Below are 19,765 nucleotides of genomic sequence, written 5' to 3'. Positions count from 1 at the left end.
CTACTCCTTGTTCGGCCCCGGGACATCGCCCGGGAGGTTCTGGGTCAAGCGGCCCAACGACGCCCAGCGGGGGTCGATCGGATCGCCGTGTGTGTGGTCTGGATCGTCCGCGAGGCGCGCCCCGCACTCGGGGCACAGTCCCGGACATTCCGGATCACACACGGGGTTGAGCGGCAGTGCGAGCACCACCGCGTCCCGCAGGACGGGTTCGAGGTCGAGCAGGTCGTCCTCGAGGGCCGGAAGCTCGTCTTCCTCCCCGTCCTCCTCAGCACCGTCGCCGGCGCCGATCGGGTCGTACAGGTACAGCTCCTGCAGGTCCACCACGACGGTGTCGTCGAGCCGGTCCAGGCAGCGGACGCACTCGCCCACTGCTCGCGCCGAGGCGGTGCCGGTGGCCAGCACCCCGTCCATGACGGCCTCGAGCCGGAGCTCGAGATCGATGGACGATCCCTCGGGCACGCCGTAGACGTCGTGGCCCAGATCCGCGGGCGCCTCGATGGTCCTGGTGAACGTACGCTCGGTCCCTGGTCGGCGTCCCAACACCTGGGTGTCGAAGACCAAGGGGCCCGGTTGCACGTTCACGTCCGTCCGTCGATGTGCACAGCAGATCACAGCCTGCAAGCAGGCCGCCGTCCATCATAACCGGTGCCCGCGCCGCGACACCAATCGCGTACCTGCACCCTCCGACCCGCCCGGGCCCTCCGGGGCTCCCCCCGGAGCGACGGGCCCCCGCATGTCGGTGGATGGTGGGACCCTCGAGCCGTGGAGACGTCGGCGGAGCGCGAGGGAACGGTGCTGCACGCCGACCTCGACTCCTTCTTCGCCTCCGTCGAGATCCGCGACGACCCCGCGCTGCGCGGTCGTCCGGTGGCCGTCGGCGGGGGCGTGGTCATGGCCGCCTCCTACGAGGCACGCGCCCGAGGCGTGAAGGGGGCGATGGGGCTGCGGCGGGCCCTCCGGCTGTGCCCCGACCTGGTGGTGGTGCCGCCCCGTCCGGCGGCCTACACGCAGGCCAGCCGCGAGGTGTTCGCCGTCTTCGACGACACCACCCCGCTGGTCGAGGGCGTCTCGATCGACGAGGCGTTCCTCGAGGTCGGCGGCCTCCGCCGCATCCGGGGCGCACCGTCGCAGATCGCCACGCAGCTGCGCGCCGACGTGCGCGAGCGGGTCGGGCTGCCCATCTCGGTGGGCGTCGCGCGCACCAAGTACCTCGCCAAGGTCGGCAGCGCCATGGCCAAGCCCGACGGCCTGCTCGTGATCCCGCTCGACGACGAACGGCGCTTCCTGCTGTCCCTGCCGGTCCAGGCCCTGTGGGGCGTCGGGCCGCGCACCACCGAGAAGCTGCACGCCGCCCGCATCCGCACCATCGCCGACGTCGCCGCCCTGGAGCGCGGCGAGCTCGCCTCGCTGGTCGGTGCCGGTGCGGCCGGACACCTGCACGCCCTCGCCTCGGGCCACGACCCGCGGCGCGTGCGGGCCCGTCCGTCGCGGCGCTCCATGGGGGCCCAGCACGCCCTCGGCCGGGGTGAACGGGCCCCTCAGGAGGTCGAGGTGGTGCTCCTCGGCCTCGTCGACCGCGTGGCTCGGCGTCTGCGCTCGGCGGGGCGGACGGCGTCGACCGTGGTGCTGCGGGTGCGGTTCGACGACTTCACCAGCTCCACCACCTCGCACACGCTGCCCCGGCCGAGCGCCCACACCCAGGTGCTGCTCGAGGCGGTGATGCACCTGCTGCGGTCGCGTCACGGCGAGATCGCTCGGCGGGGCATCACCCTCGTCGGCTTCCAGGCCGCCGGCCTCGACGACCACGGCGAGCAGCTGCTGCTCCCGCTCACGGCCGCCGACGACCCCGGGCTCGACTCGGCGGTCGACGCCGTGCGTGATCGCTTCGGAGCACGCGCGGTGCGTCGAGGTGCCCAGCTCGGGCGGGGCGAGCGGCCCGCCATGCCGACGCTGCCGGACGACTGAGCCGTCCGCCGGAGCTCAGGAGCGGCCGAAGACCTCGTCCAGGCGCGCGAGCACGAAGTCGGGCACCAGCCCGCTCACGTCTCCCCCGCCCTTCGCGACCTCCTTGACCAGGCTCGAGGCCAGGAAGGAGTACTCGGGACTGGTGGGGATGAACACGGTGTCGACGTCGGTGAGGCTGCCGTTCATCTGGGCCATCTGCAGCTCGTAGTCGAAGTCCGAGACCGCCCGCAGGCCCTTCACGATGGCCGACACGTCGTGCTCGGTGCAGAAGTCGACCAGCAGGCCCTGGAAGGAGTCCACCGACACGTTCGGCAGGTCGGAGGTGGCTCGGGCGAGCAGGTCCATGCGCTCCTCGAGCGAGAACAGGCTCTTCTTGTTCTCGTTGACCAGCACGGCCACGACCACCTCGTCGAACAGCCGGGAAGCCCGGCGCACGATGTCGAGGTGACCGTTGGTCACCGGGTCGAAGGAGCCGGGGCAGACGACACGGGTCACAGCGCCGACGCTATCAGGGCTCGTCGCTGCGGGCTCCGAACCACACGGTCGTCTCGCCGTGGGCCCGCTCCCGGAAGCCCTCGAAGCCCGGCGGCCACGCGAACGGCGTGCGGGTCGAGCGCTCCACCACCACCACGGCGTCGTCGGCCAGCACCGCGTGGAGCCCGGTGACGACGGCCGCGACGTCGTCGGTGCCGACGGCGTAGGGCGGGTCCAGGAGGACCAGGTCGTAGGGACCCGTCGCCGACCCGACGAAGCTCGCCGCGCTCGTGCGGTGCACGACGGCCTCGGCGCCGAGGTCGCGGACGTTCTGCTGTGCCACCTGCGCTGCCCGACGGTCGGACTCGACCAGGTCGGCCGAGGCGGCACCACGCGACAGCGCCTCGAGGGCGAGCGCACCGGACCCGGCGTAGACGTCGAGCACCCGGAGCCCGTCCAGGCCCCCGAACAGCGAGACCAACGACGCGAAGAGCGACTCGCGCACACGGTCGGACGTGGGACGGGTGCCGTCGCCGGGGGGCGTGCGGAGCCGGCGACCGCCCCACCGACCGGCGATCACCCGCGTCACGTGCGCTCCAGGTAGTCGGCCTGCCGGGACTCCTCGAGCCGGTCGACGGCGAGCCGCAGGTCCGGTGCCGAGTCGAGCGCGGGATCGGACTCGACGAAGGCGGTCGCGACCTCACGCGCGTCGGCGATGACCTTCTCGTCCTTGACCACCGACAGCAGGCGCAGGCTGCTGCGGATGCCCGACTGGGCGGCGCCCAGCACGTCGCCCTCGCGCCGCTGCTCGGCGTCGAGCCGCGACAGGGCGAAGCCGTCGGACGTGGACGCGACCGCGTCGAGACGCTCGCGCGACGGCGACTCCTCCTCCGCCGAGGTGACCAGCAGGCACAGGCCGGGGTGGCCACCACGCCCGACCCGTCCGCGCAGCTGGTGCAGCTGCGACACCCCGAACCGCTCGGCGTCGACGACCACCATCACCGTGGCGTTGGGCACGTCGACCCCCACCTCGATCACCGTCGTGGCCACGAGCACGTCGATCTCGCCCCGCGCGAAGCCGGTCATCGTGGCGTCCTTCTCGTCGGCCGGCTGGCGTCCGTGCAGCATGCCCAGGCGCAGGCCCTCGAGCGGCCCGGCGGCCAGCTCGTCGTGCAGGTCGAGCAGGGACCGGGTCGGTGGGGCGTCGGGGTCGGCGGCCTCGACCGCTGCCCCTTCGGCGTCCTGACCGATCCGCGACACGACCACGTAGGCCTGGCGGCCCTCGGCGACCTCCTCGCGCACCCGGTCCCAGGCCCGGGCGAGCCAGTCGGGCCGCTCCGCCGCCGGGACCACGGTGGTCTGGACGGGCCGACGTCCGCCGGGCAGCTCGCTCAACGTCGAGGTCTCGAGGTCGCCGAACACCGTCATCGCGATCGTGCGCGGGATGGGCGTGGCCGTCATGACGAGGACGTGTGGCTTGACCTCCGTGCGGTCGACCAGCACGGCGCGCTGCTCGACGCCGAACCGGTGCTGCTCGTCGATCACCAGGAGCCCGAGCTCGGCCAGCTGCACGGTGTCCTGCAGCACCGCGTGGGTGCCGATGACGATCCCGGCGGCACCGGACGCGGCGTCGAGCAGGGCCTCCTTGCGCGCCTTGGCCCCCATGGACCCGGTGAGCAGCCGCACCCGCGTGCCCTCGGCCGCTCCCCCGAGCATCCCGCCCTGCGCGAGCGCCCCGAGCATGGCCGTGATGCCGCGGTGGTGCTGCGCGGCCAGCACCTCGGTGGGCGCCAGGAGCACGGCCTGCGCACCGTCGTCGACGACCTGGAGCATGGCCAGGAGCGCGACGATCGTCTTGCCCGAGCCGACCTCGCCCTGGAGCAGCCGGTGCATCGGGTGCTCGCGGGCCAGATCGGCCTCGATCTCGGCCACCACGGAACGCTGGCCGTCGGTGAGCGTGAACGGCAGCTGCTCCTCGAAGGCGTCGCGCAGACCGCCGACGCGACGGGGTCGCGGTGCTGCGGACTGGCCCAGGGCGGCGTGCCGACGCTGGGCGAACACCGTCTGCAGCACGAACGCCTCCTCGAAGCGGAAGCGGTCGCGCGCGAGCTGCCACTGCTCGGTGGAGCGGGGCCGGTGGATCATCTCGAACGCCTCGGCGGCGGCCGGCAGGCCCCGGGACGCCCGGACGCCGGCCGGGACCGGGTCCTCGACGTCGGCGATCGCCAGCACCGTCTCGACGGAGCGCTCGATGGCGAGCGAGGGGATCTTCGCGCTCGCCCGGTAGATCGGGATGATGCCGCGCGCGATCCGCCCCTCCATGGCGTCGGGGCCCTCGAGCGGCTCGTACAACGGGTGGGTGAGCTGGAGACGGCCGTTGAAGGCCCCGACCTCGCCGGCGAACAGCCCGACGGTGCCGGGCGCCAGCTGCGCCTGCCGCCACGGCTGGGAGAAGAAGGTGAGGGTGATCCGCGCGTTCCCGTCGGTGATGGTCACCTCCGTGCGGGTCTTGCGCCCGCCCGGCCCGAAGCGCCGGTTCACCGCCTCGACCACGCGGGCCATGACCGTGGCGTACTGGCCGACCTGGAGCGCCGCGAGGTCGGTCATCTCGCCCAGCGACACGTAGCGCCGCGGGTAGTGGCGCAGCAGGTCGTCGATGGTCTCGAGGCCGAGCGTGGCCAGCTTCTTGGCCGTCGCGTCACCCACGACCGAGCGCAGCCGACGGTGCGGCGGGTTGGTCGGCGTGCCTGCGGGGGTCGTGCTCACTGCCCCACTCCTACTCCACCGCGACGAACAGCGGGTAGTTCTCCTGGCCGCCCTGGTAGACGACCACGTCGACGTCGACCCGCTCGGCCCGGAGGCGGCGGGACAGCTCCTGCGCGACGTCGTCGTCGGCTCCGTCGCCGACGACCAGGGTGACCAGCTCGGCCGCCGGGGACACGAGCCGGTCGAGGACCGCACCCGCGACCTCGGCGACGTCGTGACCGACCACCGCGAAGTCGCCGGAGACGACGCCGAGCACGTCGCCGACGTCGCACGGGCCGGCCATCGTGATGCCCGGCTCGGTGGCCACCGTGACGGCGCCGTGCTGGGTGTGGGCGGCCGCGCTCGACATGGCGACGACGTCCTCGTCGAAGTCCAGGCCGGGGTCGTGGACCGCCAGTGCCGCCAGACCCTGCACCTGGGCGTGGGTGGGGATGACCGCGACGCGCACGCCGTCGGCGCGCACCTGCTTGGCCGCCGCGTCGAACAGGCCGACGTAGCGCTGGTTGTTGGGCAGCACCACGATCTCCGCGACGTCGAGGGAGCGCAGCGTCCCGAGCATCGTGGCGACGTCGACCGGCCGGTCACGGGTGAACTCGAGGACGTGGGCCCCGGCCTCGCGGCACAGGTCGGCCAGCCCGGCGCCGGTGGCGGCCACCACGACGGCACGACCGACCGCGGCCTCGCCCCGCTGACGGGCGATCTGGTCGGCGAAGTGGGTGACGGCGATGCGGTACGGCCGGCCGGCCTGCATGCCGGCCTCGATCGCGGCGCCCACGTCGTCGACGTGCACGTGGACGTTCCACAGCCGTTCGCCGCCCACGACGACGAGCGAGTCGCCCAGGCCGTCGAGCGCGGTGCGCAGTGCGGGGATCTCGCTGTCGTCGGCGTCGAGCAGGTACATGACCTCGTAGCCCGGACCCCCTTCGACGAAGTCGTCGCCGGCGGGCGCCACGGGGCGCGGCACGTGGTGGGCCGCCGGCTCGGGGGCGCGGCCGGTGAGGGCGCGCTCGGTGGCGTCGAGCACCACCACGAGGGCGCGACCGCCCGCGTCGACCACGCCGGCCTGGGCGAGCCTCGGCATCTGCTCGGGCGTCCTGGCCAGCGCGACCCGCGCCGACGCGGCAGCCAGGGCGAACACGTCGCGGGCCTCCGCGCCGGACTCCACCGCGTGCTCGGCCCCCTCGGCCGCCGCCCGGGCCACCGACAAGATGGTGCCCTCGACCGGCCGACCCACGGCGGCGTGCGCGGCATCGGACGCGGCCCGGAAGGACCGCGCGACGTCGGCGGGCTCGACGGGGGCGTCGAGGGACAGGTCGTGGAAGGTGGCGCGCACGAGCTGGGAGAGGATGACGCCGCTGTTGCCCTTGGCTCCCGTGAGCAGGCCGTCGGTGTGGGCGCGGACGAGGTCGGCGAGGGCGACGTCGTCGGGCAGTGCCGCCACCGCGTCGGCCCCGGCCACGAAGGTCAGGTAGGCGTTGGTCCCGGTGTCGCTGTCGGGGACCGGGAACACGTTGAGCGCGTCGATCTCGGCCCGGGTGGCCGACAGCGCCTGCACGCACAGCTGGGTCCACGCACGGAAGGCGTCGGGACGCAGGCGCAGCACCATGGGGTGAGGTTAGCGTGGCCCCAGGACGTACCGGTGGCACCCGCGACGGGCGATTGGCCCCGCCCGGTGGGCATCGGCTATCCTTGAGCGGTTGCCCGCCGTGCGGGCGCCCCTCATCTTTCGTCGTCCGACGAATCCCCGTATCGAGTTAGCAGGAGTGGTCACTGTGGCAGCGGTTTGTGACGTGTGCACCAAGGGACCTGGCTTCGGCCACAACGTGTCCCACTCGCACCGACGCACGAAGCGTCGTTTCGACCCCAACATCCAGCGCGTGCGCGCCGTCGTCGACGGCACGCCCAAGCGCCTGAACGTCTGCACGTCGTGCCTCAAGGCCGGCAAGGTCAGCCGCTGAAGCACGTCCATGCCTTCGGCGACGATGCTCTCGGTGAGCTCGACGCCGTCGGCGTGGCGGCCTCGATCGCCGATGGAAGCATCAGCGCGGTCGAGGCTGCTCAGGCTGCCGTCGCCCGTGCAGCCGCGGTCGAGCCGCACCTCAACGCGATCGTCGTCGACGACTTCGAGCGTGCGCTCGCCCTGGCGTCCGGCCCCCTGACAGGTCGACTCGCCGGCGTCCCGACGTTCGTCAAGGACAACACCGACGTCGCAGGCCTGCCCACGCGGCAGGGCTCGCGCGCCATCCCGCCGACACCGGCCGCGGCCGACGCGCCGTTCACCACGCAGCTGCGCGCCGCCGGCCTCGTCCCGCTCGGCAAGTCCTCCCTCCCGGAGTTCGGCTGGAGCGCCAGCACCGAGTTCGACCAGTGGGAAGCCACCCACAACCCGTGGGACACCGACTTCTCCAGCGGCGCCTCCTCCGGCGGCGCAGCAGCGCTCGTCGCGTCCGGCGTCGTCCCGATCGCCCACGCCAACGACGGTGGCGGCTCCATCCGCATCCCCGCCGCCGCGTGCGGCCTGGTCGGGCTCAAGCCGACCCGGGGACGGCTGGCGCCTGACGCCCACGCCGAGCAGATGCCCGTCGACGTCGTCTGCAACGGCGTGGTCACGCGCACCGTGCGCGACACCGCCCACTTCCTGGCCGCGGCCGAGGCGCACCGCACGGCCCCGGGGCTCCCCCTCGTCGGCCTCGTCGAGGGACCGGGCGACCGTCGTCTGCGCATCGGCCTGGTGCTCGACTCGCTCACCGACACGCCGACCGACGACGAGACCCGCGCGACGGTGCTCGCCACGGCGGATCGACTCACGTCGCTCGGGCACGAGGTCGTGGAGGTGCCGCTGCCCGCGGCCGACGCCTTCGCCGAGGCGTTCAAGCACTACTGGGCGATGCTGGCCTTCTCGACCCACCACTTCGGCAAGCGGGTCATGCACCCGCAGTTCGACAAGTCGGCCACCGACCCCCTCACGCAGCACCTGGCGCGCCGCTTCGCCCGCTCGTTCTGGCGCACGCCGGGGGCGATCCGTACGCTCAAGCGCAGCGAGCACGAGCTGCGCGAGCACTTCGCCGAGAACCGTCTCGACGCCGCGCTCTCCCCCACGCTGGCGCACACCACGCCGCGCCTGGGGCACCTGTCACCCAACGGCGCGTTCCCGGAGATGTTCGACCGCCTGGTCCGGTACGCCGCGTTCACCCCACTCAACAACGCCACGGGCTCCCCCGCCGTCTCGCTGCCGCTCGGCCGCACCGCCGAGGGCCTGCCGATCGGCGTCCAGCTCCAGGCGCTGCACGGCGACGAGCGCACGCTGCTCGAGCTGTCCTACGAGCTCGAGGCCGCCCAGCCGTTCGCGCGCATCCAGGACTGACGCTCCCGCTCGGCGGCGCCAAGGCCTCGATCTCGACACACCACCCCGTGCTCCTTCGTCGCCGGGGCGGCTACTCGGTCAGCGGATGGTCGTACGGCGCGAGTCAGCGCCAGTGCTGCCAGCCGGTGTCGCCGTCCCAGGGGGCGTCGTCGACGTGCACCGCGGGCGACTCCTCCCCCGCGACGTCGCGCACCGAGCCGATGACGGACCACCCGGCCGGCAGCTCGGTCGCCGAGCTGAACGTGGCAGCGAGGGCGAAGTCCTCGCCCCCGGTCAGGACCATCGCGAGCGGATCGGTGCCGAGCGCCTCCGCCACGGTGCGCACGGGCTCGTCGATCGCGAGCGTCGACGACCGCAGGTCGATGAGCACCCCGCTGGCCACGGCGACGTGGCCGAGGTCGGCGAGGAGACCGTCGCTCACGTCGATCATGGCCGTCGCGCCGGCATCGGCGGCCGCCGGACCCGCCGCGTACGGAGGCCGGGGGCAGCGGTGCGCCTCCACCGCAGCCTTCGGCGAGCGGAACCCGCGGCTCATCGCGGCGTACCCGGCAGCGGACCAGCCCAGCCGTCCTGCCACCGCCACGACGTCGCCGGGCAGGGCACCCGACCGGCGCACCGGTCGCGGCGCGTCGCCCATGACGGTGACCGCGACCACCACGACGTCGCTGGCCGTCATGTCACCGCCCACCACGTGTGCACCGACGAGAGCGGCCTCCTGCTCGAACCCCTTCGCCAGCTCCACGACCCAGGCCGACGGAGTGTCCGCGGGGACGCCGAGCCCGACCGTGAGCGCCGTGGCCACACCCCCCATGGCGTTGACGTCCGACAGGTTCGCCGCGGCGGCCTTGCGGCCGATCTCGAGCGCCGAGGACCAGTCGCGCCGGAAGTGCCGACCCTCCACGAGGAGGTCCGTGGAGACCACGAACGTCCCGTCGTGGGTCCGCACGTGCGCAGCGTCGTCACCGGGTCCGATCAGCACCCGCGGGTGCGATCCCGCGGCCGCCTGCACCTGGTCGATGAGGCCGAACTCGCCCACGTCGGACACCGACGACGGACTCGAGGCGTCGGCCGCTCCCTGCTCCTGTGCTGGCACCCGCCCATTGTGGACCAGCCGGGCGGCGACCCACCTGCGAGGTCGAGTATGGTGTCGAGGTTCCCGAGCACGGAGGTCAGCATGACGGTCCAGGCCTACATCCTCGTCCAGACCGAGGTCGGCAAGGCCTCCCAGGTCGCGCAGGAGATCGCCGCGATCCAGGGTGTCACGGTGTCCGAGGACGTCACCGGCCCGTACGACGTGATCGTCCGCGCAGAAGGTCCCTCGATGGACCAGCTCGGCACGCTCGTCGTCCAGAGCATCCAGAAGGTCCCCGGCATCACCCGCACGCTGACCTGCCCCGTCGTCAAGATCTGACGGTGCCCCGCCACGCCGGGCGTCGTCTCGGCCTCGTCGTCGCCGCGAGCCTCGTCCCGCTCGCGGCCTGCGGCAGCGGCGTGCTCGTCGACGCCTACCCCACCGCACCGGGAACCGACGTCGACTGCGGGGCACTGATCGCCGACTTGCCCTCGTCGGTGGACGGCCTCGACCGACGCACCCTCGAGCAGGACGTCCCCGCCGCGGCGTGGGGCGACCCGCCCGTGGTGCTGCGCTGCGGCGTCCCCACGCCCGAGGCGTTCGAGCCCACCTCCGAGTGCAAGCTCGTCGACGGGGTCGACTGGTTCGACGAGCAGACGGCCAACGGCTTCCGCTTCACGACCGTCGGCCGACGCGCGAACGTCGAGGTCGACGTCCCGGCCGTGCACGACCCCGCGGCCGACGTGCTGGTCGACCTCGCCGAGAGCATCGACAAGCACCTGCCGGTCGAGCAGCCCTGCCGCGGCTGAGCGTCGACTGATCCGAGACGGACCGCCTCTGCACTGGCGGCGGCTCGTCCCCAGCTCGCAGCGTCGGCCGCGGTTCGACTCGACCTTCTGCTGCGCTGCGTGCGGTTCGACCGGACCCGCTGCTACGCCGCTCCGGCTCGCGCTGGGAGTGGTCTCCGAAAGGGGCCTCGACCGGCCGGGCGGCGTCGGGCTCGGTCCGGAGTCTCGGGCTGTGGGCCGCGCCCGGAGCGGCGCCACGATTCGCCTTCTGCGTGCCCGGGTCGGGCAAGGCTTCTCCCTTCTCGCGGACCGTTCCACGCGAAGGGAGAAGCCCTGACGACCGCCGGCATCGCGCGGTGGGGATTCCACCGCATCAGCGCCAAAGCGGTGGAGAATCCACCGCTGGTGCGCGCGAAGGAAGGATCGTGGCCCGCCCTCAACTCAAAGGAAGAATCGTGGCGCCGACCCGCCGACCCGCCGACCCGCCGACCCGCCCACCCCAGGCCCGGACCGAGCCCCGAGACCCCAGGCCGGCACCCACTCAGCCCGTCGGTCGAGGCCCCTTCGGGAGACCACTCCCAGAGCGGGCCGGAGCAGCGCACCAGCGAGTCCGTGAGGACCGCAGGCCACGCAGCGACAGCGGCGGTCGCGGGTGCGCAGCACCAGGACCACCGGCGACCGAGCCGACGCGGCCGAGACCGGCCTAACGCAGACCGGGCTCGCGCTGCAGGGCCAGCTGCAGCAGGCGGTCGACCAGGTCGGCGTACGAGACACCGCTGGCCTCCCACAGCACGGGGAACATCGACGTGGAGGTGAAGCCCGGCATGGTGTTGATCTCGTTGACCACGAGACCGTCCGGGGCCGTGCCGGTGAGGAAGAAGTCGACGCGGGCGAGCCCCTCGCAGCCCAGCGCCTCGAAGGCCTGGATCGCGTAGGCGCGGATCCGCTCGGACAGCACGTCGGAGATGTCGGCGGGCACGAGGTTGGCGCTCGAGCCGTCGAGGTACTTGGCCTCGAAGTCGTAGAAGTCGTGGGTCGCGTCGTCGTTGCGGACCTCGCCCACCACGCTCGCCTCGGCCGTGCCGTCGAGACGCTGGACCACGCCGACCTCGAGCTCGCGCTTGTCGATCGCGGCCGCCTCCACGATCACCTTCGGATCGTGCTCACGGGCCGCCTCCACCGCGGCCACGAGCTGCGAGGGGTCGTCGACCTTCGTCACCCCCGAGCTGGAGCCGGCGCGTGCGGGCTTCACGAAGACGGGGAGCCGCAGCGCCCGCACCCGGTCCAGCACCTTCTCGCGCTCGAGGTCCCACTGGCGCGGGGTGATCGTCACGTAGGCGATCTGCGGCAGCCCGGCGGCCGAGAACACGGTCTTGGTGAACGGCTTGTCCATGCCGACGGAGCTCGCGAGCACCCCGGCGCCGACGTACCGGACTCCCGCCATCTCCAGCAGACCCTGGATCGTGCCGTCCTCGCCCCACGGGCCGTGCAGCAGCGGCAGCACCACGTCGACGTCACGCAGCTCCTCCCACGCGAACGGCGCCCCGTCGGGATCGACGTGCGGCAGACCACCGTCGGGGACGACGCCCCCGAGGTCGTCGCGCACCCATCGTCCGTCGGGGGTGATCCCCACGGTGGTCACGTCGTACCGACCCCGGTCGATCACGGACACCACGTTGCGGGCGGTGAGGCACGAGACCCCGTGCTCGCTGGACCGACCGCCGAACACGACGGCGACCCTGGGTCGAGCGGTCGAGTCCCCCGTCGGAGTCACTGCCGGTGCGCTGGAGTTCATCGCACGACAGCCTAGCCCGGCCACCCCTGTCCCGAGCGTGCGCCACGTCACCGACGGAAGGGGGTCCCCGGGCCCTGGGCCGATGCGGACCGGCGGGGCACAATGGTGGCCATGCACGGACCCGACCTCTCCTCCTCGACGATCGCCGTCGGAGCCGGTCGACCCGCTCGCACCCCGGGGGCACCACTCAACGCACCGATCACGCTCGCGAGCGCGCTCGTGCCCGGCGGGGACTCCGAGTACGGGCGGCACGGCAACCCGGCCTGGACCGCGTTCGAGGAGGTGCTGGGTGCCCTCGAGGGCGGACGCGCCCTGGCGTTCGCCTCCGGCCAGGCCGCCACGACCGCGGTGTTCGACCTCGTGCCCGCGCGGGCGGCCGTCGTCGCGCCCGCGGCGGCCTACTCCGGCACCCTCGTGCAGCTGCGCGAGCGTGCCCGGCGCGGACTCATCGACCTGCGCCTCGTCGACGTCACCGACACCCAGGCCGTGATCGACGCCGCCGACGACGCCGCCCTCGTGTGGCTGGAGTCGCCCACCAACCCGCTGCTGGAGGTGGCCGACATCGAGCGCATCGCGAGCGAGGCCGCGCGGTCCGGCACGGCCGTGGCCGTCGACAACACCTTCGCGACGCCGCTCCGCCAGAAGCCGCTCGAGCTCGGGGCCGACTTCGTGGTGCACTCGGCCTCGAAGCTGATCTCGGGCCACAGCGACGTGATCCTGGGCGCGGTCGTCACCGGGAACGACCGCGCGCACCGGGCCATCGAGGCACGGCGCGCGAACCTCGGTGCCATCCCCGGCGCACTCGAGTGCTGGCTCGCCACCCGCGGCATCCGCACCCTGCACGTGCGCCTGGACCGCGCCGAGGCCAACGCCCGCGAGATCGCCACCCGGCTGCAGACGTCGCGGGTCGTCACCGGCGTCCGCTACCCCGGCTGGGGCACGATCGTCTCCTTCGAGGTCCTGGGTGGTCCCGAGACGGCGCAGAAGGTCACCGAGCTGTCCGACGTCATCACCTACGCCACGAGCCTCGGCGGCGTGGAGTCCACGTGGGAGCGGCGACGGCGCCACGAGCAGGAGCCGTCCGGCGTGCCGGAGAACCTCGTGCGGCTGTCCGTGGGCATCGAGGACGTCGAGGACATCTGGTACGACGTGGAACGCTCCCTCGCGTCGATCTGACGCCTCGGGGCGACGTCCGCGTCAGCGCACCTCGGGCTTGGCCTCGCGCGAGATGAGGGCCTTGACCAGGTTCTCCGGGTCCATCTCGCCGGCGATGAGCGCGGCGACATGGGCGACGATCGGCATGTCGACGTCGTGCGCGGCGGCGAGCTCGGCGACCGACTGGCAGGACTTGACGCCCTCGGCGACCTGACGGGTCTGCGCGGTGACCTCCTCGACGCTGAGCCCCTGGCCCAGCTTCTCGCCGAAGCTGCGGTTGCGGGACAACGGGGACGAGCAGGTCGCGACCAGGTCGCCCATGCCGGCGAGCCCGGAGAAGGTGAGCGGGTCGGCGCCGATCGCGATGCCCAGGCGGGCGGTCTCGGCCAGCCCGCGCGTGATCACCGACGCCTTGGTGTTGTCGCCGAACCCGAGTCCCACGCACACCCCGACCGCCAGGCCGATGATGTTCTTCGTGGTGCCGCCCAGCTCGCAGCCGATGACGTCGGTGTTGGTGTACGGACGGAAGGCGGCGGTGTGGCAGAGCTGCTGGAGGCGCTCGGCCACGGCCTGGTCGGCGCAGGCCACCACGCTGGCCGCCGGCTCGCGGCGGGCGATCTCCTTGGCGAGGTTGGGCCCGGTGACCACGGCGATGCGCTCGGGGCCCGCACCGGTGAGCTCGGCGATGACCTCGCTCATCCGCAGGTGGGTCCCGAGCTCGACACCCTTCATGAGGCTCACCAGGACGGCGTCGTCACCGATCGCGGCGCCCCAGTCCCCGAGGTTGGCGCGCAGCTGCTGCGACGGGACGGCCAGCACGACCACCTCCGCGCCGTCGAGCGCCTCCCGGGGGTCGTTCGTGGCCCGGATGGCCTCGGGCAGCTCGATCCCCGGCAGGTAGTCGGCGTTCTCGTGGGTGGCGTTGATCGCGTCGCAGAGCTCGGCTCGGCGTCCCCACAGCCGCACCTCGTTGCCGGCGTCGGCCAGCACCAGGGCGAACGCGGTGCCCCACGATCCTGCTCCCATCACGGCAGTCCTGACCATCACGGCTCCTTCGGGGTGTCGGCACCGCCGGGATCGGCGGGTGCAACGTCATGCGGTGCGGGGTCGTTCGGTGCGGGGGCGGGGCCGCCCTCGAGGGGCGCCCGGAAGTCGCTGCGCGGCCGGGCCAGCGTGTGCACGTCGATGCGGGGCCCCGTCGGCAGCTCACCGCGGATCTCGCCGACCATCGCCGTGAGCGCGTCCATGAGTCGACCCGTGGCGGTGCGCAGGACCTCCTCGGTGAGCGGCCGGTCCCTGAGGTCGGACAGGTCGACCGGGTCGCCGATCACGACGTGGATGGTCTTGCGCGGCAGGAACTTCGGGACCTTGGTGTAGGGCCACAGGATCTTCTGGGCCCCCCACTGCGCCATGGGCACGAGCGGTCGACCGGTGGCCAGGGCCACGCGCACGGCCCCGGTCCGTCCGCTCATGGGCCAGAGCTCGGGGTCGCGGGTGATCGTGCCCTCGGGGTAGATGGTGACGACCTTGCCCGACTCGACGGCGGCCACGGCCGAGCGCAGCGACTCGGCCGCACCCTCGGTGCTGCGGTGGACCGGGATCTGCTCCGCGCCGTGCAGGATCGCGCCCAGCCCCTTCACCGAGAACAGCGTGTCCTTCGCCAGGAACCGAGGCGCGACCTGGTGGTCGACCATGAAGTGGCTGATGAGGATCGGGTCGAGGTGCGAGAGGTGGTTCGGGGCGAGCACGTAGCCACCGTCCGTCGGCAGCTTCTCGACGCCGCGCCAGTCCCGCTTCGTCGCCACCATGAGGAACGGACGGAGGATCCGGACGATCCACCGCGTGGCTCTCGGGAGCACGAGGCGATCCGCAGGGCGATCCATGGGGGCGAGCCTATGACGAGAGGGGCTCGTTCGGCGTCGCGGTCCCCGCGGTGGGGACCGTGTCGGCGCCCGGGGTGACGAGAAGCCCTTCGGCTCGTTGGTCGTGCATGGCCCTCCTCCCCGCGAATCCCGCCGCCGTGCTCAACCGCGCCGACACTGCGCTGAAGAACGTGGACGGGGTGCTCGGTCGTGTCGACGGCACGCTCGGCAGCGTCGACACGACCCTCGGCACGGTCGACGTCACGCTGGCCGAGACCCGGCAGGCCCTCGGTGAGGTCAAGAACCTCCTCGCGGAGCTGCAGTCCGAGCTGGAGCTGCTGCACCAGGTGCCGCTCATCGCCGAGCAGGTCGCCCAGATCCACGCGGCGGTCACGAAGCAGCCCTAGGGACCGGTCGACCGCGTGGCGCACCACCGCGCGAGACGCCGGTGCCGGTGGCCGAACAGCGCGCCGACGAGCCGACGGACCACGGGAGCCGCGAGCGCGAGCCGCGGCTCGACCGTGAGTCGGTCGTGCACGTGCGTGCCTCCGTCCGGGCCGGGCGTGAGCGTGCGCTCGTGCTCCCACCGCCGCGCGCTGAGCATCCGCGAGACCTCGTGGAACCGACGGCCGTGGTCGAGCTCGACCACCGTGAGGTCGTCTTGCTCGACGGGAAGCACCCCGAACAGACGGATCCACGCCTTCCCGAGGGCAACCCCGACCGGGAGCGAGTGAACGTCGAGCCCTCTCGCGCCGCGAGGCAGCGTCATCGAGAGCCACGGGCGCAGCTCGTGGTCGATGCCCTCGACCGAGGCCACACGAGCCCACACCACCTCCTGCGGCGCGGGCACCACGGAGGTGACCTCCACGACGACCCTGGTCATCGCGGTGCGCTCACGACGCAGACGTCCACGCGCGGATGCCGCTCGCGATCCTGTCCTCGGTCCCGCGCTCCGACGAGCTGGCGACCCACGTGCCCGAGCGCCGGTCGATGCGCAGGACCACCGAGGCCTGACGCCCCTCCGGGTCCTCGACGCCGATCGACATGCTGAGAGACGTCTCCGGGCCCTTCCAGCGGGACAGCACCCGGGCCACGTCCTGCACGAGCGCGTCCAGCTCGTCGATGCCGGGCCGCTCCGCCCGGACGGAGACGAAGGCGTCGGTGTCGGAGGGCGGCTTCAGGTAGTCGTACTTCTCGCCGTGCGCCTGCACGCCGACCGCACCGGCGCCGTCGACCTCGCCGAGGTCGGCCACGAGGTCGAGCAGGTCGAGGCTGCCGACCGTCGACAGGTCGATCTCCTGCTCCTCCGGGTCGCCCGAACCGGTACCGGACAGCACGGTGTCGGGCTCGACCGTGACCGGCACGCGCGCGTAGGAGTCGGGGTGCGCACGGCGGGCGCGCTCGAGGGCCGCACGTACCTCGTCGAGCGGACCCAGGGCACGCACCCGGAGCGTGTTGGCCTGGACCGAGGCGCTCACGGCGGGCTCGTCCTCGAGGCTGCTGAGCAGGGCGCGGCGGTCGGCCTCCGTGCCGGTGTCGCCGCCGTCGGGATCCTGCGTCGGGTCGGGACGGGCGGCGAGCACGTTGTCAGCCACGACGACGGCCACGTCGAGGCCGTCCCCGCCACGAGCGTCGTCGAGGAGGGCCTCCAGCGCCGTCGCGTCGGAGGCGGACCGGACCCCGAGGAGCACGCCCGTGCCGTCCTGCTCCTCGTCCTCGGGCCGGGACCCGATGCTCACGCCGGTGAGCCGGGACGCCCCGAACTCCGCGGCCACCGCCACCGTGAACGCGACGGCACGCTCGGGGTACTCCTCGGAGACCACGAGCCGGCTGGCCCCGGAACGGTTCTCCGGCCGGGTCGTGAGGACCATGCCCGGGCTCGGGAGCGTCGCGACGCCGTCCCAGAGTCCACGGCCCGTCGGCCACTGCAGATCGGGCGACTCCTGCACCGACGCGGTGAGCGTGCTGCGGTCGGCGGCACGCGTCAGGCCCCACGACGAGACACCGGCGAGCTCGAAGCTGGCCACGGCGAGGCGCGCCGTGGCCGCGTCCGCGGATCGTTCGCTGTCCTCGTCGAGCGACACCGAGACGCGGGGGTCGGAGCCACGCGGCTCGGACGACGCAGCGTCGTCGGCCTCTCCCTCGAGGACCTCCACGGTGGTGGCGCCCGTGTCGCGAGCCTCGCCGAACACCGTGGTGAGCTGCGAAGCGCGGATGGTCGGGCGGACTTCCACGCGGACGCTGCAGCGCCCCAGCTCGCAGCTGGAGCTCGCTCGCTCGACGCCGGCGAGCTCCTCGAGCGCGGCCACGTCGTCGTCGTCGACGCCACAGCCCGTCAGCACCGCCGCGGCCACGAGACCTGCCAGGACCGTCGTGGCAGCACGCCTGGTCCTGCTCCGGACCACCCCCGTCGTCATGGACGGAGAGTAGCGCCCCGGTGCCGCTCGGGGCGTTCCGTCAGAGCGTGGCGGGCTTGAACGCGGGGCGCCGGCTCTCGTAGGTGGCGATGTCGTCGTCGTGCGAGAGCGTGATGGCGATGTCGTCGAGACCCTCGAGCAGGCGCCAGCGCGTGTAGTCGTCGATCGTGAACGAGTCCTCGATGGCGTCGGGACCCTCACCGGCACGCACCGTGCGCGACTCGAGGTCGACCGTGACGGTCGCGCCCGGGTTCGCGTCGAGGTGGTCCCACAGGCGCTGCACGACCTTGTCGTCCACCTGGGCGGCAAGCAGCCCGGCCTTGCCGGAGTTGCCACGGAAGATGTCACCGAACCGTGAGCTGATCACGGCCTTGAAGCCGTAGTTCTGCAGGGCCCAGACGGCGTGCTCGCGCGACGAGCCGGTGCCGAAGTCCGGACCGGCCACCAGCACGGTCGCGTCACGGAAGGCGTCGCGGTTCAGGACGAACTCGGGGTCGTTGCGCCAGGCCGCGAACAGTCCGTCCTCGAAGCCGGTGCGCGTGACGCGCTTGAGGTAGACGGCGGGGATGATCTGGTCGGTGTCGACGTTGCTGCGCCGCAGCGGGGCGCCGACGCCGGTGTGCGAGGTGAACTTCTCCATCGTGATCAGGCTCCTGCGGTCGCGGGGACGGGCTCGAGGTCGGCCGGGCTGGCCAGGTGGCCCAGCACGGCCGTGGCCACGGCGACGTCGGGCGAGACGAGGTGGGTGCGGCCGCCCTTGCCCTGGCGTCCCTCGAAGTTGCGGTTGGACGTGGAGGCGCTGCGCTCCCCCGGGGTCAGCTGGTCGGGGTTCATGCCGAGGCACATGGAGCATCCCGCTCCGCGCCACTCCGCGCCGGCGTCGGTGAAGATCCGGTCGAGACCCTCCTCCTGGGCCTGCAGCCGAACCCTCACCGAGCCGGGCACGACGAGCATGCGCGTGCCCTCGGCCACCGTGCGGCCCTCGATGAGCTCGGCGGCGCGGCGCAGGTCGGAGATCCGGCCGTTCGTGCACGAGCCGACGAACACGGTGTCGACGCTGATGTCACGCAGCGGCGTGCCGGCCTCCAGACCCATGTAGGCGAGCGCGTTCGCGGCGGCCTCGCGCTCGGTCGGCTCCTCGAAGCTCTCCGGATCCGGCACCGTGCCCGAGAGCGGGGCGCCCTGGCCGGGGTTCGTCCCCCAGGTGACGAAGGGCGTGATCTCGGACGCGTCGATCCGGATCACCTTGTCGAAGTGGGCGTCGTCGTCGGTGGTGAGGCTCGTCCAGTACGCCACGGCCTCGTCCCACGCCTCGCCCTGCGGAGCGTGCGGGCGGCCCTGGATGTACTCGAAGGTGGTCTCGTCCGGAGCGATGAGCCCGGCCTTCGCTCCCCACTCGATGCTCATGTTGCAGATCGTCATGCGCTCCTCCATGGAGAGCGCACGGATCGCCTCGCCGCGGTACTCGACGATGTAGCCCTGGCCGCCACCGGTCGTCTCCTGGGTGATGAGCGCGAGGATCAGGTCCTTGGCGGTCGACCCGGGAGGCAGCGTGCCGTCGACGTCGACGGCCATCATCTTCGGCTTGGCCTGCGACAGCGACTGGGTGGCGAGCACGTGCTCGACCTCGCTCGTGCCGATGCCGAAGGCGATCGACCCGAAGGCGCCGTGGGTGGAGGTGTGGGAGTCGCCGCACACGATGGTCATGCCCGGCTGGGTGAGGCCCAGCTGCGGTCCGACCACGTGGACGATGCCCTGGTCGATGTCGCCCATCGGGTGCAGGCGGACGCCGAACTCCTCGGCGTTGCGACGCAGCGTCTCGACCTGGGTGCGGGAGACGGGGTCGGCGATCGGCTTGTCGAGGTCCGTCGTCGGGATGTTGTGGTCCTCGGTGGCGAGGGTCAGGTCGGGCCGGCGGACGGGACGGCCGGACAGCCGCAGGCCGTCGAACGCCTGCGGGCTCGTGACCTCGTGGATGAGGTGGAGGTCGATGTAGAGCAGGTCGGGCTCGCCCTCGGCCGTGCGGACGACGTGGTCGTCCCAGATCTTCTCCGCGAGCGTCCTGCCCATCGCGATCATCTCTCCTCTGCGTCGTCGTCAGTGCGGC

The 19,765-nt window shown here is 72.9% G+C and carries 20 protein-coding genes; 7 read left to right on the top strand and 13 right to left on the bottom strand.

Features of this window, described 5'->3' with window-relative positions; genetic code table 11:
- The gene (locus tag ASF35_RS08420; protein WP_311209400.1) at window positions 1-459 is read right to left on the bottom strand and encodes a DUF177 domain-containing protein; all 459 of its coding nucleotides are present in this window, start codon (window positions 457-459) and stop codon (window positions 1-3) included.
- A gap of 303 nt (window positions 460-762) precedes the next feature.
- Between ASF35_RS08420 and dinB the strand changes: the two genes are divergently transcribed.
- A complete protein-coding gene (gene dinB, locus ASF35_RS08415) occupies window positions 763-1,965 on the top strand; it encodes a DNA polymerase IV (RefSeq protein WP_055965459.1) in 1,203 nt (400 codons plus the stop codon).
- Window positions 1,966-1,980: 15 nt separating this feature from the next.
- Here the strand turns inward: dinB and coaD are convergent, their stop codons facing one another.
- The 4 genes from coaD to ASF35_RS08395 are packed head-to-tail and all read right to left on the bottom strand — an operon-like array spanning window position 1,981 to window position 6,811.
- Window positions 1,981-2,460, bottom strand: coding sequence for a pantetheine-phosphate adenylyltransferase (coaD, locus tag ASF35_RS08410; RefSeq protein WP_055965456.1), 480 nt, complete (start codon window positions 2,458-2,460; stop codon window positions 1,981-1,983).
- Between the two features lie 13 nt (window positions 2,461-2,473).
- Complete coding sequence (gene rsmD / locus ASF35_RS08405) at window positions 2,474-3,028, bottom strand: 16S rRNA (guanine(966)-N(2))-methyltransferase RsmD (protein ID WP_055965453.1); 555 nt, start codon at window positions 3,026-3,028, stop codon at window positions 2,474-2,476.
- Entirely contained in the window at window positions 3,025-5,205 is a 2,181-nt protein-coding gene (locus tag ASF35_RS08400) for an ATP-dependent DNA helicase RecG (RefSeq protein WP_055965449.1), read from the bottom strand. The genes rsmD and ASF35_RS08400 overlap by 4 nt, the downstream gene beginning before the upstream one ends.
- Before the next feature lie 10 nt (window positions 5,206-5,215).
- On the bottom strand, window positions 5,216-6,811 hold the full coding sequence (locus ASF35_RS08395; RefSeq protein WP_055965445.1) for a DAK2 domain-containing protein: 1,596 nt from the start codon (window positions 6,809-6,811) through the stop codon (window positions 5,216-5,218).
- A gap of 166 nt (window positions 6,812-6,977) precedes the next feature.
- Between ASF35_RS08395 and rpmB the strand changes: the two genes are divergently transcribed.
- Window positions 6,978-7,163, top strand: a complete 186-nt coding sequence (gene rpmB / locus ASF35_RS08390; RefSeq protein WP_055965440.1) for a 50S ribosomal protein L28 — start codon at window positions 6,978-6,980, stop codon at window positions 7,161-7,163.
- Window positions 7,133-8,569 carry an amidase gene (locus ASF35_RS08385; protein WP_255354058.1) on the top strand — a complete coding sequence of 479 codons (1,437 nt, stop codon included), beginning with the start codon at window positions 7,133-7,135 and terminating at the stop codon, window positions 8,567-8,569. The genes rpmB and ASF35_RS08385 overlap by 31 nt, the downstream gene beginning before the upstream one ends.
- 103 nt (window positions 8,570-8,672) lie before the next feature.
- On the opposite strand, the gene ASF35_RS08380 is transcribed toward ASF35_RS08385, so the two are convergent.
- On the bottom strand, window positions 8,673-9,662 hold the full coding sequence (locus ASF35_RS08380; protein WP_055965437.1) for a thiamine-phosphate kinase: 990 nt from the start codon (window positions 9,660-9,662) through the stop codon (window positions 8,673-8,675).
- Window positions 9,663-9,743: 81 nt separating this feature from the next.
- On the opposite strand from ASF35_RS08380, the gene ASF35_RS18220 reads away from it, so the two are divergent.
- Together ASF35_RS18220 and ASF35_RS18215 are read left to right on the top strand one after the other, a co-directional pair.
- A complete protein-coding gene (locus tag ASF35_RS18220; RefSeq protein ID WP_055966413.1) occupies window positions 9,744-9,980 on the top strand; it encodes an Lrp/AsnC family transcriptional regulator in 237 nt (78 codons plus the stop codon).
- Window positions 9,981-9,982: 2 nt separating this feature from the next.
- Complete coding sequence (locus ASF35_RS18215) at window positions 9,983-10,450, top strand: DUF3515 domain-containing protein (protein WP_055965434.1); 468 nt, start codon at window positions 9,983-9,985, stop codon at window positions 10,448-10,450.
- A 682-nt stretch (window positions 10,451-11,132) separates the two neighbouring features.
- Here ASF35_RS18215 and ASF35_RS08365 read toward each other — a convergent pair.
- A complete protein-coding gene (locus ASF35_RS08365) occupies window positions 11,133-12,224 on the bottom strand; it encodes a D-alanine--D-alanine ligase family protein (protein ID WP_055965431.1) in 1,092 nt (363 codons plus the stop codon).
- A gap of 111 nt (window positions 12,225-12,335) precedes the next feature.
- Here ASF35_RS08365 and ASF35_RS08360 point away from each other — a divergent pair, with 111 nt between their 5' ends.
- Window positions 12,336-13,400: a PLP-dependent aspartate aminotransferase family protein gene (locus ASF35_RS08360; RefSeq protein ID WP_055966410.1), complete on the top strand. Its 1,065-nt coding sequence runs from the start codon at window positions 12,336-12,338 to the stop codon at window positions 13,398-13,400.
- 21 nt (window positions 13,401-13,421) lie between these two features.
- Here ASF35_RS08360 and ASF35_RS08355 read toward each other — a convergent pair whose 3' ends face one another.
- Both ASF35_RS08355 and ASF35_RS08350 read right to left on the bottom strand, forming a co-directional pair.
- Window positions 13,422-14,423, bottom strand: a complete 1,002-nt coding sequence (locus ASF35_RS08355) for an NAD(P)H-dependent glycerol-3-phosphate dehydrogenase (protein WP_055965428.1) — start codon at window positions 14,421-14,423, stop codon at window positions 13,422-13,424.
- On the bottom strand, window positions 14,423-15,262 hold the full coding sequence (locus ASF35_RS08350; protein WP_082480700.1) for a 1-acyl-sn-glycerol-3-phosphate acyltransferase: 840 nt from the start codon (window positions 15,260-15,262) through the stop codon (window positions 14,423-14,425). Before ASF35_RS08350 ends, ASF35_RS08355 begins: the two co-directional genes overlap by 1 nt.
- A gap of 107 nt (window positions 15,263-15,369) precedes the next feature.
- On the opposite strand from ASF35_RS08350, the gene ASF35_RS08345 reads away from it, so the two are divergent.
- Window positions 15,370-15,648, top strand: a complete 279-nt coding sequence (locus tag ASF35_RS08345) for a hypothetical protein (protein ID WP_055965423.1) — start codon at window positions 15,370-15,372, stop codon at window positions 15,646-15,648.
- On the opposite strand, the gene ASF35_RS08340 is transcribed toward ASF35_RS08345, so the two are convergent.
- From ASF35_RS08340 to leuC, 4 genes are read right to left on the bottom strand one after another with little or no spacing between them, the layout of a single operon-like run.
- Window positions 15,645-16,124: a hypothetical protein gene (locus tag ASF35_RS08340; RefSeq protein WP_055965421.1), complete on the bottom strand. Its 480-nt coding sequence runs from the start codon at window positions 16,122-16,124 to the stop codon at window positions 15,645-15,647. The two genes, ASF35_RS08345 and ASF35_RS08340, sit on opposite strands and share 4 nt — an antisense overlap.
- A 10-nt stretch (window positions 16,125-16,134) precedes the next feature.
- A complete protein-coding gene (locus ASF35_RS08335) occupies window positions 16,135-17,658 on the bottom strand; it encodes a hypothetical protein (RefSeq protein WP_156367986.1) in 1,524 nt (507 codons plus the stop codon).
- Between the two features lie 40 nt (window positions 17,659-17,698).
- Window positions 17,699-18,298, bottom strand: coding sequence for a 3-isopropylmalate dehydratase small subunit (gene leuD, locus ASF35_RS08330; protein WP_055965413.1), 600 nt, complete (start codon window positions 18,296-18,298; stop codon window positions 17,699-17,701).
- A gap of 5 nt (window positions 18,299-18,303) precedes the next feature.
- Window positions 18,304-19,728 carry a 3-isopropylmalate dehydratase large subunit gene (gene leuC / locus ASF35_RS08325; RefSeq protein WP_055966407.1) on the bottom strand — a complete coding sequence of 475 codons (1,425 nt, stop codon included), beginning with the start codon at window positions 19,726-19,728 and terminating at the stop codon, window positions 18,304-18,306.
- Between the last annotated feature and the right edge of the window lie 37 nt (window positions 19,729-19,765).

Origin of the sequence: Aeromicrobium sp. Leaf291 (assembly GCF_001423365.1) — a bacterium.
In the GTDB taxonomy this organism is placed as follows: Bacteria; Actinomycetota; Actinomycetes; order Propionibacteriales; family Nocardioidaceae; genus Aeromicrobium.
Note: the sequence above shows the minus strand (reverse complement) of the source record. Positions and strands in the feature narration are given on the sequence as shown.

Excerpts from the sequence above, each read along its gene's own strand:
- ASF35_RS08350 (WP_082480700.1), bottom strand. The coding sequence starts at position 15,262 with ATGGATCGCCCTGCGGATCGCCTCGTGCTCCCGAGAGCCACGCGGTGG.
- leuD (WP_055965413.1), bottom strand. The coding sequence starts at position 18,298 with ATGGAGAAGTTCACCTCGCACACCGGCGTCGGCGCCCCGCTGCGGCGC.
- ASF35_RS08355 (WP_055965428.1), bottom strand. The coding sequence starts at position 14,423 with ATGGTCAGGACTGCCGTGATGGGAGCAGGATCGTGGGGCACCGCGTTC.
- ASF35_RS08395 (WP_055965445.1), bottom strand. The coding sequence starts at position 6,811 with ATGGTGCTGCGCCTGCGTCCCGACGCCTTCCGTGCGTGGACCCAGCTG.
- ASF35_RS08335 (WP_156367986.1), bottom strand. The coding sequence starts at position 17,658 with ATGACGACGGGGGTGGTCCGGAGCAGGACCAGGCGTGCTGCCACGACG.
- leuC (WP_055966407.1), bottom strand. The coding sequence starts at position 19,728 with ATGGGCAGGACGCTCGCGGAGAAGATCTGGGACGACCACGTCGTCCGC.
- ASF35_RS08360 (WP_055966410.1), top strand. The coding sequence starts at position 12,336 with ATGCACGGACCCGACCTCTCCTCCTCGACGATCGCCGTCGGAGCCGGT.
- ASF35_RS18220 (WP_055966413.1), top strand. The coding sequence starts at position 9,744 with ATGACGGTCCAGGCCTACATCCTCGTCCAGACCGAGGTCGGCAAGGCC.
- ASF35_RS08340 (WP_055965421.1), bottom strand. The coding sequence starts at position 16,124 with ATGACCAGGGTCGTCGTGGAGGTCACCTCCGTGGTGCCCGCGCCGCAG.
- ASF35_RS08365 (WP_055965431.1), bottom strand. The coding sequence starts at position 12,224 with ATGAACTCCAGCGCACCGGCAGTGACTCCGACGGGGGACTCGACCGCT.
- ASF35_RS08345 (WP_055965423.1), top strand. The coding sequence starts at position 15,370 with ATGGCCCTCCTCCCCGCGAATCCCGCCGCCGTGCTCAACCGCGCCGAC.